Genomic DNA, 14,116 nt, shown 5'->3' with positions numbered 1-14,116 from the left:
CTTCGCGAGCAAGCCCGCTCCCACCTTGGAATGCGTTCAAAAGGTGGGAGCGGGCTTGCTCGCGAAGACGTCGGCACATTTGCCATCAATTTCCGCCCATGCAACATCTGGTAACGCCTCCACACAGTGTTCGATTGAGATGGCAAATGTGAGTCCTTATCATTTGGCCTCATTTTTCAATCGAGAGATCGTTCCCATGTTGGCACCCAAGCGTCTACTGACTGCACTGGCCCTGACCCTGATCGGCAGCACCGCCGCCCAGGCCGCCGACGAAGTGGTGGTCTACTCCTCGCGTATCGACGAACTGATCAAGCCCGTCTTCGATGCCTACACCGCCAAGACCGGCGTCAAGGTCAAGTTCATCACCGACAAGGAAGCGCCGCTGATGCAGCGCATCAAGGCCGAAGGCGAGAACGCCACCGCCGACCTGCTGCTCACGGTGGACGCCGGTAACCTCTGGCAAGCCGAGCAGATGGGCATTCTGCAACCGTTCACCTCGAAAACCATCGACGCCAACATCCCCCTGCAATATCGCGCCGCTTCCCACGCCTGGACCGGCCTGAGCCTGCGGGCGCGAACCATTGCCTACTCCACCGATCGGGTGAAGCCGGGCGAACTGACCACCTACGAAGCACTGGCCGACAAAAGCTGGGAAGGTCGCCTGTGCCTGCGCACGGCGAAGAAAGTCTATAACCAGTCCCTGACCGCCACCATGATCGAAGTCCACGGCGCCGAGAAGACCGAGCAAATCCTCAAGGGCTGGGTCAGCAACCTGTCCACCGATGTGTTCTCCGACGACGTCGCGGTGCTCGAGGCCATCAATGCCGGCCAGTGCGATGTCGGCATCGTCAACACCTACTACTACGGTCGCTTGCACAAGCAAAAGCCTGACCTGCCGGTGAAGCTGTTCTGGCCAAACCAGGCGGATCGTGGCGTACACGTCAACCTGTCGGGCATCGGCCTGACCAAACACGCCCCGCACCCGGAGGCGGCCAAGGCCCTGGTGGAGTGGATGACCACCCCTGAAGCACAAAAGATCTTTGCTGACGTCAACCAGGAATTCCCGGCCAACCCCGCCGTGAAGCCATCAGCGGAAGTGGCCGCCTGGGGCCAGTTCGTGGCCGATACCTTGCCGGTGGAAGTCGCCGGCAAGCGCCAGGCCGAGGCGATTCGCATGATGGATCGCGCTGGCTGGAACTGAACTGCGGCTGAGGCTTCCCTGTGGCGAGGGAGCTTGCTCCCGTTGGGCTGCGAAGCGGCCCTGATCGCCCGGCGCCGTCATCTGGGCGCCCCGATTACCTTCGCGACTGCTGCGCAGCCGAACGGGAGCAAGCTCCCTCGCCACAGTTTAAAGCCGACCCGGACCTGCGTCGGCTTCACTTTTTTTAGAGAATTCCCTTGGCCCACCCCGCCCAGCGCCGCTGGTATCCCTTGGTCTTCGCCATCGCTGCGCTGGTCATTCTGCCCCTGAGCGTCTTGCTGCTGTCCTGGCAAACCATCGATCAACAGATCTGGTCCCACCTGTGGGCCACGCAGATGCCGCGTCTGCTGGGCAACACTTTGACCCTGGTGCTCGGTGTCGGCATCGGCGTGACCGTCATCGGCGTGAGCCTGGCCTGGCTCACCAGCCTCTGCGAATTCCCCGGCAGGCGCTGGCTGGATTGGGCGTTGATGCTGCCATTTGCCATTCCCGCCTACGTGCTGGCCTTCGTCTTCGTCGGCCTGCTGGATTTCGCCGGTCCCGTGCAAACCCTGCTGCGCGAATGGTTCGGCACAGGGCTGCGCATGCCCCGCGTGCGCTCCACCGGCGGGGTGATTCTGGTTCTGGTGCTGGTGTTCTATCCCTACGTCTACCTGCTGGCACGCACCGCGTTCCTGGCCCAGGGCAAAGGCCTGATGGAAGCCGCGCGGGTGCTGGGGCAGTCGCCGTGGCAGGCGTTCTGGCGGGTGGCGATGCCCATGGCGCGGCCCGCCATCGGCGCGGGCGTGGCGTTGGCGTTGATGGAAACCCTGGCGGATTTCGGCGCGGTGTCGGTGTTCAATTTCGATACCTTCACCACGGCGATCTACAAGACCTGGTACGGGTTCTTCAGCCTGTCCACCGCCGCACAACTGGCCAGCCTGCTGCTGTTGGTGGTGATGGTGGTCCTGTACGGCGAGCACCGCGCGCGGGGGGGCAATCGGGCGAGCAACGAACGGCCGCGAGTCAAGGCGCTGTACCACCTGCATGGCTTCAAGGCGTTGTTGGCCACCGGGTGGTGCGTTCTGGTGTTCGCCTGTGCTTTCGTCATTCCGATGCTGCAATTGCTGGCGTGGTTCTGGCAGCGTGGGCGTTTCGATCTGGATGAGCGTTACACCAGCCTGATCGTCCACACCCTTTACCTGGGCGCCATGGCCGCGCTGATCACCGTCAGCGTTGCCCTCGTGCTGGCGTTCGCCCGGCGGCTGGCACCGACCCGTGGCATCCGCGCCGGGGTCGGCCTGTCGAACATGGGCTACGCCTTGCCCGGTTCGGTGCTGGCGGTGTCGATTATGCTGGCGTTCAGTTACCTGGACCGCGAATGGGTCATCCCGATGTCCGCCTGGCTCGGTGGCGCCGGCAAGCCCTTGCTGCTGGGCAGTCTGTCGGCGTTGTTGCTGGCCTATCTGGTGCGCTTTGTCGCCGTGGCGTACGGACCGCTGGAAAGCAGCCTGGCGCGTATACGGCCCTCTTTGCCCGAAGCGGCACGTAGCCTCGGGGTCAGTGGGCCGCGACTGTTTTTCAAAGTGTATCTGCCGTTGTTGCTGCCCGGATCGTTGAGCGCCGCGTTGCTGGTGTTCGTCGATGTGCTCAAGGAAATGCCCGCGACCCTGCTGATGCGGCCGTTTGGCTGGGACACGCTGGCGGTTCGGGTATTCGAAATGACCAGCGAGGGCGAGTGGGCGAGGGCGTCCTTGCCGGCGCTGAGCCTGGTTCTGGTGGGATTGCTGCCGGTCATCGGATTGATCCGACGTTCAGCGCATCGAAACAGCTAGGTGTCAGTCCTACACCTTGCGGCTACAATGCGCGGCATTCGGTGCGGATCGTCTGACAGACAAGGTAGTAGAAATCGGCTGTAAGCCTTTTATTTCAGGGCTTTCAATCGATAGCGCACTCGCCCGCACCTTCGCCACGCCCGGAAGGAGAAACCCATGGGACAGCGTACGCCTCTGTATGACCTTCATCTCGCCCTCGGCGCGAAGATGGTCGATTTTGGCGGTTGGGATATGCCTCTGCATTACGGCTCGCAAGTCGAGGAACACCATGCGGTGCGCCGCGATTGCGGTGTATTCGATGTATCCCACATGACCGTGATCGACGTCGATGGCCCCCAGGCCAGGGAGTGGCTCCAGCATTTGCTGGCCAACGACGTCGAACGCCTGCACAGCGCCGGCCGCGCCTTGTACAGCGCCATGCTCAACGAGCGCGGCGGCATCGTCGATGACATGATCGTCTATCGCCTGGACGACGGTTATCGTCTGGTGGTCAATGCCTCCACCCGCGACCAGGACCTGGCGTGGATGCACGCCCATCTTGATGGTTTCGACGTGCGCATGAACGAGCGCTCCGAACTGGCGATGCTCGCCATCCAAGGGCCCCACGCTCGGCACAAGGTCGCCGAACTGGTGACCCAGTGCCGAGGCAACCTGATTCAACTGCTCAAACCCTTCGAAGGCCACCCCGACGGCGACTGGTTCATCGCGCGCACCGGTTACACCGGCGAAGACGGCCTGGAAATCATCCTGCCCGCCGATCAGGCGCCTGGTTTCTTCAATGATCTGGTGGGGGCGGGCATTTCCCCCATCGGTCTTGGCGCGCGCGACACCCTGCGTGTCGAAGCAGGCATGAACCTCTACGGCCAGGACATTCATCAAGACGTCTCACCGCTGGCTTCCAACATGGCCTGGAGCATCGCCTGGGAACCGGCCACCCGCCCGTTCATCGGGCGCCCGGCGCTGGAAGCCGAGCGCAGTGGTGGCGTACAGCACAAACTGGTCGGTCTGGTCCTTGAGGAGCGCGGGGTTTTACGCGCCCATCAAGTGGTTCGTATCGCCGATGTTGGCGAAGGTGAGATCACCAGTGGTAGTTTCTCTCCTACGCTTAGCAAGTCGATTGCACTGGCGCGCGTGCCGATGGCCACAGCCGACCGCGCGGAAGTGGAAATCCGTGGCAAGTGGTACCCGGTCCGAGTGGTCAAGCCGACCTTCGTTCGCCATGGCAAAACCTTGATCTAACCTTTTCTGGCGGCAATGACCGCTGACAATTTCCTGAGGACACAGAACATGAGCGATATCCCTGCCGACCTGCGTTTTGCCGAAAGTCACGAATGGGCACGTTTGGAAGCCGACGGCACCGTTACCGTGGGCATTAGCGATCACGCGCAGGAAGCGCTGGGTGACGTGGTATTCGTCGAATTGACCGAAGTGGGTAAAACCTTCGCCGCCGGCGACCAGTCCGGTGTGGTGGAATCGGTTAAAGCGGCGTCCGACATCTATTCGCCGGTGGCCGGTGAAGTGATCGCGATCAACGAAGACCTGGGTGCTTCGCCGGAACTGCTGAACTCCGACCCGTACGGCTCGTGGATCTTCAAGCTCAAGCCAAGCAACACCGCTGACCTGGACAAGCTGCTCGATGCCGCTGCCTACAAGGCTGCCATCGGCGAATAAGCCCCAAGCGTCACCCCAAAGCCCCGACCCGTCGGGGCTTTTTCATGCCTGCGCAAAAACCCCTTACCCTGTAGGAGCGAGCCTGCTGGCGATGAACCCGAGAGTAGCTCGGGGGTGTCAGGCTCCCAGCGTTATCGTTGACGACCATCGCGAGCGAGCTCGCTCCTACAGGGGTTCGTGTGTGATACCGGCTGCTATGCTGGTTTGACCGTGTTGCATCGACGCTGAGCGCCAGTCAAGAGAGAGCCCCGTCATGTCCCAGTTGCCGTCCCTGAGTCAGTTACGCGACCCCAATGCCTTTCTCCGCCGTCACCTGGGGCCCGATGCCGCCGAGCAGCAGGCCATGCTCGACAGCCTTGGCCTGGGCAGCCGGGTCGAACTGATCGAACAGACGGTGCCGCCGGGCATTCGCCTCAACCGCGCACTCGACCTGCCGCCGGCGCTCGATGAAGAAGCGGCGCTGGCAAAGCTGCGAGGCTACGCCGAGCAGAACCAGGTCTGGACCAGCCTGATCGGCATGGGCTATCACGGTACGCTCACCCCCGGTGTGATTCTGCGCAACGTGCTGGAAAATCCCGGTTGGTACACCGCCTACACGCCCTATCAACCGGAAATCGCCCAAGGCCGGCTCGAAGCACTGCTCAATTTCCAGCAATTGACCATCGACCTCACAGGCCTGGAACTGGCCAACGCCTCGCTGCTGGATGAGGCAACGGCGGCCGCCGAAGCCATGGCCCTGGCCAAACGGGTCGCCAAGTCGAAAAGCAATCTGTTCTTCGTCGATGAAAACTGCCATCCGCAAACCATTTCCGTGGTGCAGACCCGCGCCGAGGGTTTCGGCTACGAGCTGATCATCGACGCTGTGGATAACTTGAAACAGCACCAGGTGTTCGGCGCACTGCTGCAGTATCCCGACACCCACGGCGAGATCCGCGACCTGCGCCCGCTGATCGATCACCTGCATGCCCAGCAAGCCCTGGCGTGTGTCGCCACTGACTTGCTGAGCCTGCTGTTGCTGACGCCGCCGGGGGAGCTGGGCGCCGACGTGGTGTTCGGCTCGTCCCAGCGCTTCGGCGTGCCCATGGGCTACGGCGGCCCCCACGCGGCGTTTTTCGCCAGCCGCGACGAGTTCAAGCGTGCAATCCCCGGAAGGATCATCGGCGTGTCGAAGGACGCCCGTGGCAACGTCGCCTTGCGCATGGCCCTGCAAACCCGCGAGCAACATATCCGGCGGGAAAAGGCCAACTCGAACATCTGCACCGCACAAGTGCTGCTGGCCAACATCGCCAGTTTCTATGCGGTCTATCACGGCCCGGAAGGTCTCAAACGCATCGCCCAACGCGTGCACCGACTGACCTGCATCCTCGCCGCCGGGCTTGAGCGCAAAGGCATCACGCGCCTGAACCGGCACTTCTTCGATACCCTGACCCTGGAGGTCGGCGGCACCCAGACCGCGATTATCGAAAGCGCCCAGGCCGCGCAGATCAATCTACGGATTCTGGGTCGCGGACGACTGGGGTTGAGCCTCGACGAAACCTGCGACGAAGCTACCGTGGCCAAGTTGTTCGATGTGTTTCTGGGCGCCGATCATGGGCTCAACGTCGATGAACTGGATGCCGAAACCCTGGTTGATGGCATTCCCACTGTGCTGGCACGCACTTCGCCCTACCTGCGTCATCCGGTGTTCAGCTCCCATCACAGCGAAACCGAAATGCTGCGTTACCTCAAGCAGCTGGAAAACAAGGACCTGGCGCTCAACCAATCAATGATCCCGCTGGGCTCGTGCACCATGAAGCTCAACGCTACCGCCGAGATGATCCCGATCACCTGGCCGCAGTTCGCCAACCTGCACCCCTTTGCACCGAGAGAACAGGCAGCCGGCTATACAGCCATGATCGAAGAGTTGGAGCGGTGGCTCTGCGCGATCACCGGTTTCGACGCGATCTGCATGCAGCCCAACTCCGGTGCCCAGGGCGAGTACGCGGGGTTGCTGGCGATCCGCAAATACCACGAAAGCCGCCAGCAGGGTGGGCGTGACATCTGCCTGATTCCATCGTCGGCCCACGGCACCAACCCGGCCTCGGCGCAGATGGCCGGGATGCGCGTAGTGATCGTCGAGTGTGACGAGGCGGGCAACGTCGATCTGGACGACCTCAAGGACAAGGCCGCGCAGGCCGGCGACAAACTCTCGTGCCTGATGGCGACTTATCCCTCTACCCATGGTGTGTACGAGGAGGGCATCAGCGAGATCTGCGAAGTTATCCACAGTCATGGCGGCCAGGTGTACATGGACGGCGCCAACCTCAATGCCCAGGTGGGCCTTGCCCGGCCGGCGGACATCGGTGCCGATGTGTCGCACATGAACCTGCACAAGACCTTCTGCATTCCCCATGGCGGCGGTGGGCCGGGCATGGGGCCGATTGGCGTGCGCGCGCACCTGGCGCCGTTCGTGGCCAACCACCCGGTGGTGCCGATCGACGGGCCGCTGTCGCACAATGGTGCCGTCAGCGCCGCGCCCTGGGGCAGCGCCAGCATCCTGCCGATCAGTTGGATGTACATCGCCATGATGGGCCCGCAACTGGCGGACGCCAGCGAAGTGGCGATCCTCGCTGCGAATTACCTGGCGCGGCATTTGTCCGGGGCGTTTGCGGTGCTCTATACCGGGCGCAACGAACGGGTGGCCCACGAATGCATTCTCGATCTGCGTCCCCTTAAAGCCCTGACCGGCATCACCGAGGAAGATGTCGCCAAGCGCCTGATGGACTACGGCTTCCATGCGCCGACCATGTCCTTTCCAGTGCCGGGAACCCTGATGGTCGAACCCACCGAAAGTGAATCGAAGGCCGAGCTCGACCGGTTCATCGGCGCGATGCTGAGCATCCGCGCGGAGATCACCGAAGTGCAGAATGGCAACTGGCCGGCCGAGGACAACCCCCTCAAGCGTGCGCCTCACACGCTGGCGGACATTACCGGGATCTGGGAGCGGCCCTACAGCATCGAACAAGCGGTGACGCCGGATGCCCACACCCGGGCGCACAAATATTGGCCGGCGGTGAATCGGGTGGACAACGTCTACGGCGATCGGAACCTGTTTTGCGCCTGTGTGCCGGTGGATGACTACCGCTGAGCTGGCGGATGACTCAAACCCAATGTGGGAGCGGGCTTGCTCGCGAAGGCGGTGGTCCAGATACAGGGATGTCGACTGACACGCCCTCTTCGCGAGCAAGCCCGCACATTGTTTTTGTGCAAAAAAATGCCGCTCGGGTGAGCGGCATTTTCATGTCTGGAATGCTTATTCCGAAGCCACGGCATTCTTCGCCAGAATGGCATTGGCCAATTCCATGTCCGTGGCCTGCAAACCCGGATTGTCGGCGCGGACCTTCTGCATGGCGGCCTCCAGGTACGGGCCACGGATGCCGCCGTCACTGGCGACGAAGCTGCCGGCGTCGTCCTGGGCGGCGACGATCAGCTTGTGATCCTTGAAGGTCAGGTAGGTCGAACCGGTGGTGGCACCGGAGGAAATGACGTTACGCCAAAAACTGTCAGCCATCGCCGAACCGACTGGCAGGGACAACAGGGCGATGGTGGCGACAGCAAGTTTGAAACGCATGATGGGTGACTCCACTGGATGAACTACGGCCTTGGATAGTGTTTTCCCCAATCGAGTTCCGTGACTACTTCTGCTCACTCTGGGGTGTCACCCGCAGGACCTCTTCGACGGTGGTCAGGCCGGCCGCCACCTTCTGCGCCCCGGACAGTCGCAGGCTGCGCATGCCCTCCTTGAAGGCCTGACGTCGTACCGCCAGCAGGTCGGTGTCCGGGTTGATCAAGGCTTTCACGCCGTCGGTCAGCTGCATGATTTCGTACACCCCGGCGCGGCCGTGATAACCGGTGTCGCGGCATTCCAGGCAACCGATGGCCCGTTGGGCATTGCCGGGCAGCGGCGCCTGCCAGGGGCGGGTGAGGGTTTGCCAGTCTTCTTCGCCCAGCGTTTGCGGGGCCTTGCAGTGGGGGCACAGGGTGCGCACCAGACGCTGGGCCATCACTCCCAGCACTGTGGCCTTGATCAGGTAGTGCGGCACGCCCAGTTCCAGCAGACGGCTGATGGCGCTGGGTGCATCGTTGGTGTGCAGTGTCGAGAGCACCAGGTGACCGGTGAGGGCGGCCTGGATCGCCATTTCGGCGGTTTCCAGGTCGCGTATCTCGCCGATCATGATGATGTCCGGGTCCTGCCGCATCAACGCGCGCACCCCTGAGGCGAAGGTCAGGTCGATGTTGTGCTGGACCTGCATCTGGTTGAACGCCGGCTCGACCATCTCGATCGGGTCTTCGATGGTGCAGAGGTTCACTTCCGGCGTCGCCAGTTTCTTCAGCGTGGTGTACAGCGTGGTGGTCTTGCCGGAACCGGTCGGCCCGGTCACCAGGATGATGCCGTTGGGCTGGCGGGTCATGTCCTGCCAGCGCCGCAGGTCATCGGTGGAGAACCCCAACTGGTCGAAATCCTTGAGCAGCACCTCGGGGTCGAAAATCCGCATGACCATTTTTTCGCCAAACGCGGTAGGCAGGGTCGACAGCCGCAGCTCCACTTCGCCGCCGTCCGGGGTCTTGGTCTTGACCCGGCCGTCCTGGGGTTTGCGTTTTTCGGCGACGTTCATCCGCCCCAGGCTTTTCAGGCGACTGACGATGGCCATGGTCACCTGCGGCGGGAATTGATAGACGTTGTGCAACACGCCGTCGATGCGAAACCGCACCGTGCCCTGTTCGCGCCGGGGTTCGATGTGGATATCGCTGGCTCGCTGCTGGAAGGCGTACTGGAACAGCCAGTCGACGATGTTGACGATGTGCGCATCGTTGGCGTCGGGCTCCTGATCGCTGGCGCCCAGGTTGAGCAACTGTTCGAAGTTGCCCAGGGTGTTGACCTGCTGATCGCCGTTATTGGCGCCGGTGACTGATTTGGCCAGGCGGAAAAACTCCACGCTGAAGCGCTGGATGTCCACCGGGTTGGCCACCACGCGCTTGATCGGCAGCTTCAGTACGTGGGTCAGGTCGGCTTCCCAAGCGTTGACGTAGGGCTGGGCGCTGGCCACGGTCACGGCGTCGCGGTCGATGGACACCGCGAGTATCTTGTGGCGCTGGGCGAAGGCGTAGGACATCAGCGGTGTCACCGCCGCGACGTTGATCTTCAGCGGGTCGATGCGCAGGTAGGGCTGGCCTGCCTGCTGGGACAGCCACAGGGTCAGATTTTCCAGGTCATGGTGTTTGCCGGGACGACTGAGGTCGTCGAGCTGTTGGCTGGCAATGAATTCCAGCGGGTGCATCTGGCCCTGGGTGGCATTGCGGCGACGGGCATTGAGCGCGTAGTCGGCCGAGTCCTGGCTGATGTAGCCCTGAGTGACCAGTTCGCGCAGCACCTCGTTGAGATCCAGCCAGCGGTCCTGAGTGGCGAGTTGAACGGACATGCGGGCTCCTTTTGAACGACAGTGCGCAAAGGATAGTCGCGGGGCCGCCGACCGTTGGGCCACTACCCGACGAAGCCGTATCGATTTCTTTCAGCCCGCCGCCTGGGCCGCCTCACGCCACGCCGTGTCGGCGGCTAGCAGGTCAACCGAGCACACGCTGATCAGGTTACGCAGTTTTTCCGCGATCACTTGGGCGCGATGCCAGCTCAGTCCGTCGATGACTATTTCGATGCGCAGGCTGTCGTCCTGGCGCTGCGCATTCACCTGTTCCGGCGTCAGGCACTGCAAGGCGAACAGGTTGAGCACCCGGCACAGCAGGTCGGGCTCGGCTTCGGCCAGCAGTTGATAGCGCACGCGGCAATGGACGTTGCCCGCGCTCCAGACATCGGCGCGGGTGGGCGGGGTGTTCACGGCTTCCAGGTGGGGCATGGTGGTTCTCCAAATTCGTTGGAGAAGTTTTACATTCAGCGTGGGGTATTTCTTATCTAAAATGGGCGCCATGCCGAGTCTCGCAAATCAATTGATTCGTTAAACCATCAAATAAGGGTTTATTTATGCAAAGCGAGCTGGATGTTTACGACCGCAGGATCCTGGCACTGCTGCAGGAAGACGCTTCGCTCTCCAGCGCGCAGATCGCCGAACAGGTAGGGCTGTCGCAATCGCCCTGCTGGCGGCGGATTCAGCGGATGAAGGAAGAGGGGATCATTCGCGCCCAGGTGACCTTGCTCGACCGCAAGAAAATCGGCCTGAACACGCAGATCTTTGCCCAGGTGAAACTCAACGCCCACGGGCGTTCGAACTTCACGGAATTCACCGAGGCGATTCGTGGTTTTCCGGAAGTGCTGGAGTGTTATGTGCTGATGGGCGCGGTGGATTTCATGCTGCGGATTGTCGCGGCAGACATCGAAGCGTATGAGCGCTTCTTCTTTGAGAAGCTGTCGCTGGTGCCGGGGATTCAGGAGGTCAATTCGGTGGTGGCGTTGTCGCAGATCAAGTCCACCACCAGTTTGCCGGTTTAAGGCTTTGCGGTGGACGGGCTGGCCTCTTCGCGAGCAAGCCCGCTCCCACACTGGATCTTCAGTGAACACATCACTTGTGAGCGTCAGGGATCAAATGTGGGAGCGGGCTTGCTCGCGAAGGCGTCCTTAAATACGCAGCAGCATCTTCCACGCCCGATTCTGATACACCGCAATCGCCTGCTGCTTGCGCGCATCCAGGGCTTCGTCGGTGATCGGTTCGTTGGCCAGTTGCGCCAGTTTGTTCAGTTCTCCGTACAGGCGATCCATTTCCGGGATGTCCAGCACGTTGCGTGCGTGGTGCAGCCAGGCCTGGATGCGTTCGATGCGCGGCAGTTGCTCGGCCAGGTCTTCCGGCTGTTGCTGGTAGCGTTGCAGTTGCAGCGAGGTGGCCTCTTCACCCAGCAGGCGCGGCAACCAGCTGCCCAGTTGTGCAGCGCCCTGGCGATTGCCGCGGGTGTTGCGGTCGGCGGTCCAGGTGCGGGCCAGCAACCAGCGCGAAGTGTTCAGCGAGAACAGGCCCCAGCGCGGATCTTCCAGCTCTTCGAGGAACTGTTCCGGCGCCGCCTTGCGCACGTCTTCGTCATCGACACCGGCCTGCACCAGCGGACGCCAGTCTTCGAGCAGGGCATCCAGCGAGGCGCGCAGGTCGTGGGTCGACTGGCGCGGCGCGGCCTGGCCGAGGCTGCTGACCAGTGCCCGCAGTTCGGCGAGGTTCTCCACCCAGTCCTGCAGCAGGCGCCAGTGGCCATTGAAGCGATACTGCTCGGCCAGGCGCTGGCTGCTGCCCAGCAAGTGCCAGCAGAGCGCGGCGAAGGCGTCGTCCAGCGGGGTTTCGGCGGTCAATTGCGGTGCCGGCAGGCTCAGCGAGTAGCTGTTGGCGTCGTACAGGCGATAGCCGCGCTCAGCCTTGCTGATGTCGCAGGGCATCAGGGCCAGGGTCGCGGCCAGTTCGGCGGCCAGTTCCAGCAGTGCGGCCGGTTCGCCTTCGCGCAGCTCCAGCTCCAGCTCGCAGATTTCTTCTTTCTGCTTGCCGACCACCACGTGGCCCAGGTCCAGGGCGGCTTCGATGACCACTTTGGCCTTGCCGCGGCCCCAGGCGATTTCAGCGCGCTCGCGGACGAAGTCGGTGGTGAAGATCGGCTTCAGGGTTTTCTTGTCCAGATCCGCCAATGCTTCAGGCCAGCATTCGCCGTCGAGTTTCTTCACGTCGAGCTTGGCTTTGGGCAGGTTCCAGTCGTACTCGTTACGCTCGGACAGGCCGGCGACGCTCTGGCCACGGGTCTTGAGGGTCTGGATCACGTCGTCGCCGTCCTTGCGCAGGCGCAGGGCGACCTTGGCGCGGGCCAGGTCACGCTCGGGCGTGTCGAAGTACTGGTTCATCAACTCACGGCGTTCCCAGCCACTTTTGTTGCGTTTTTTCAGTAACGGGTGCTCGCGCAGGGCGGCGAGGGTTTCGCGGCTGACGCGGAGTTTGATTTCGGTTTCTTTCTGCATGGCCGGAAAATCCAGGATCGGGAGCGCAGCCGGGGGAATGTGTGGCTGCCAAGGTCGTGCAGTGTACAGGACTCACCGGCGCTTCGCGCCGCGACGGTTTATTCCTGTCGCAGGATGGCTCTATGATGGACTTCAATTCGGGAGTTGGAGTCAGCGATGCCTTTGCCGTCCATGAAAGATCAGTTCGCTGCGCTGATCGCTGCACCGTCCGTCAGTTGCACCCAGGCGAGCCTCGATCAATCCAATCGTCCGGTGATCGACCTGCTGGCGACGTGGCTCGGCGACCTGGGTTTCGCCTGCGATATCCAGCAGGTCAGCCCCGGCAAATTCAACCTGCTGGCCACGTTCGGCTCCGGTCCCGGCGGCCTGGTGCTGGCCGGCCACAGCGACACCGTGCCGTTCGATGGCGCGCTGTGGCAGACCGATCCGCTGAAACTCACGGAAGTCGATGGCCGCTGGGTGGGCCTGGGCAGTTGCGACATGAAGGGTTTTTTCGCCCTGGCCATCGAAGCGCTCAAACCTTTGCTCGATCAGCCGTTCAAGCAACCGCTGCTGATCCTCGCCACCTGCGATGAAGAAAGCTCCATGTCCGGCGCCCGGGCGCTGGCCCAGGCGGGGCGACCGCTGGGGCGGGCGGCGGTGATCGGCGAGCCGACCGGGCTCAAGCCGATCCGCATGCACAAGGGCATCATGATGGAACGCATCGACATTCTCGGGCAAAGCGGCCACTCCTCGGACCCACGCCTGGGGCACAGCGCCCTGGAAGCCATGCACGATGCCATTGGCGAACTGCGCGGCCTGCGTCTGCTGTGGCAGCGTGAATTCCAGAATCCGCAGTTCGGGGTGCCGACACCGACGATGAATTTCGGCTGCATCCATGGCGGCGACAATCCCAACCGCATCTGCGGCCAGTGTTCCCTGGAGTTCGACCTGCGACCGCTGCCGGGCATGGACCCCAAGGCGCTGCGCGCCGAGATCCTGCAGCGGCTCAAGCCCGTGGCCGAGCGGCATCAGGTCAAGATCGACTACGCCCCGCTGTTCCCTGAAGTGCCACCGTTCGAGCAGGCCGAGGATGCGGAACTGGTGCGAATCGCCGAAAAGCTCACCGGCCACCGGGCCGAATCAGTGGCGTTCGGCACCGAAGCACCTTATCTTCAGCGTCTTGGCTGCGAGACACTGGTGCTCGGCCCTGGCGACATCGCCTGCGCCCACCAGCCGGGGGAATTCCTCGAAATGTCACGTTTGCAGCCTACGGTGCATCTATTACGTCAGTTGATTGAACATTACTGCCTGACCCCTGCGAAGGGTGTCTGATGCAATGCCATCAATGTGGGAGCGGGCTTGCTCGCGAACAGGGCGTGTCAGTCGACACAGGTGTCACTGATTCAGCGCCTTCGCGAGCAAGCCCGTTCCCACATTGGGTGTGTGCATTGCCGGACAGGCTGTATAAATTGCTGT

Annotated in this window: 11 protein-coding genes; 7 read left to right on the top strand and 4 right to left on the bottom strand. The window is 62.5% G+C overall.

All coding sequences use genetic code 11. The annotated features are described in order from the left end of the window. The first annotated feature begins 196 nt into the window (after positions 1-196). The 5 genes from B0W55_RS03900 to gcvP all read left to right on the top strand — a co-directional run bounded on the left by B0W55_RS03900 (position 197) and on the right by gcvP (position 7,813). A complete protein-coding gene (locus B0W55_RS03900; RefSeq protein ID WP_077044711.1) occupies positions 197-1,201 on the top strand; it encodes an extracellular solute-binding protein in 1,005 nt (334 codons plus the stop codon). Positions 1,202-1,398: 197 nt separating this feature from the next. Next, positions 1,399-3,015 (top strand): iron ABC transporter permease, encoded by a 1,617-nt coding sequence (locus B0W55_RS03895; RefSeq protein WP_077044710.1) that lies wholly within the window; start codon positions 1,399-1,401, stop codon positions 3,013-3,015. Positions 3,016-3,171: 156 nt separating this feature from the next. Further along, the gene (gene gcvT / locus B0W55_RS03890) at positions 3,172-4,254 is read left to right on the top strand and encodes a glycine cleavage system aminomethyltransferase GcvT (RefSeq protein ID WP_077044709.1); all 1,083 of its coding nucleotides are present in this window, start codon (positions 3,172-3,174) and stop codon (positions 4,252-4,254) included. A 48-nt stretch (positions 4,255-4,302) separates the two neighbouring features. Further along, positions 4,303-4,686: a glycine cleavage system protein GcvH gene (gene gcvH, locus B0W55_RS03885; RefSeq protein WP_077044708.1), complete on the top strand. Its 384-nt coding sequence runs from the start codon at positions 4,303-4,305 to the stop codon at positions 4,684-4,686. Positions 4,687-4,939: 253 nt separating this feature from the next. Next, positions 4,940-7,813 (top strand): aminomethyl-transferring glycine dehydrogenase, encoded by a 2,874-nt coding sequence (gcvP, locus tag B0W55_RS03880; RefSeq protein WP_077044707.1) that lies wholly within the window; start codon positions 4,940-4,942, stop codon positions 7,811-7,813. A gap of 165 nt (positions 7,814-7,978) precedes the next feature. On the opposite strand, the gene B0W55_RS03875 is transcribed toward gcvP, so the two are convergent. From B0W55_RS03875 to B0W55_RS03865, 3 genes are all read right to left on the bottom strand, one after another. Next, entirely contained in the window at positions 7,979-8,299 is a 321-nt protein-coding gene (locus B0W55_RS03875) for a DUF2388 domain-containing protein (RefSeq protein ID WP_175645465.1), read from the bottom strand. 61 nt (positions 8,300-8,360) lie between these two features. Further along, positions 8,361-10,145 (bottom strand): GspE/PulE family protein, encoded by a 1,785-nt coding sequence (locus B0W55_RS03870; RefSeq protein WP_077044705.1) that lies wholly within the window; start codon positions 10,143-10,145, stop codon positions 8,361-8,363. A 90-nt stretch (positions 10,146-10,235) separates the two neighbouring features. Continuing rightward, the gene (locus B0W55_RS03865; protein ID WP_077044704.1) at positions 10,236-10,574 is read right to left on the bottom strand and encodes a hypothetical protein; all 339 of its coding nucleotides are present in this window, start codon (positions 10,572-10,574) and stop codon (positions 10,236-10,238) included. A 125-nt stretch (positions 10,575-10,699) separates the two neighbouring features. On the opposite strand from B0W55_RS03865, the gene B0W55_RS03860 reads away from it, so the two are divergent. Further along, positions 10,700-11,164: an Lrp/AsnC family transcriptional regulator gene (locus tag B0W55_RS03860; protein WP_077044703.1), complete on the top strand. Its 465-nt coding sequence runs from the start codon at positions 10,700-10,702 to the stop codon at positions 11,162-11,164. A 126-nt stretch (positions 11,165-11,290) separates the two neighbouring features. On the opposite strand, the gene B0W55_RS03855 is transcribed toward B0W55_RS03860, so the two are convergent. Further along, a complete protein-coding gene (locus B0W55_RS03855; protein ID WP_077044702.1) occupies positions 11,291-12,658 on the bottom strand; it encodes an inorganic triphosphatase in 1,368 nt (455 codons plus the stop codon). A gap of 156 nt (positions 12,659-12,814) precedes the next feature. Here B0W55_RS03855 and argE point away from each other — a divergent pair, with 156 nt between their 5' ends. Beyond that, complete coding sequence (argE, locus tag B0W55_RS03850) at positions 12,815-13,972, top strand: acetylornithine deacetylase (RefSeq protein WP_077044701.1); 1,158 nt, start codon at positions 12,815-12,817, stop codon at positions 13,970-13,972. The last annotated feature ends 144 nt before the right edge of the window (positions 13,973-14,116 follow it).

The sequence above is a fragment of the Pseudomonas sp. KK4 genome, assembly GCF_001984065.1.
GTDB lineage: Bacteria > Pseudomonadota > Gammaproteobacteria > Pseudomonadales > Pseudomonadaceae > Aquipseudomonas.
This window is presented reverse-complemented; position numbering and strand designations above follow the sequence as displayed.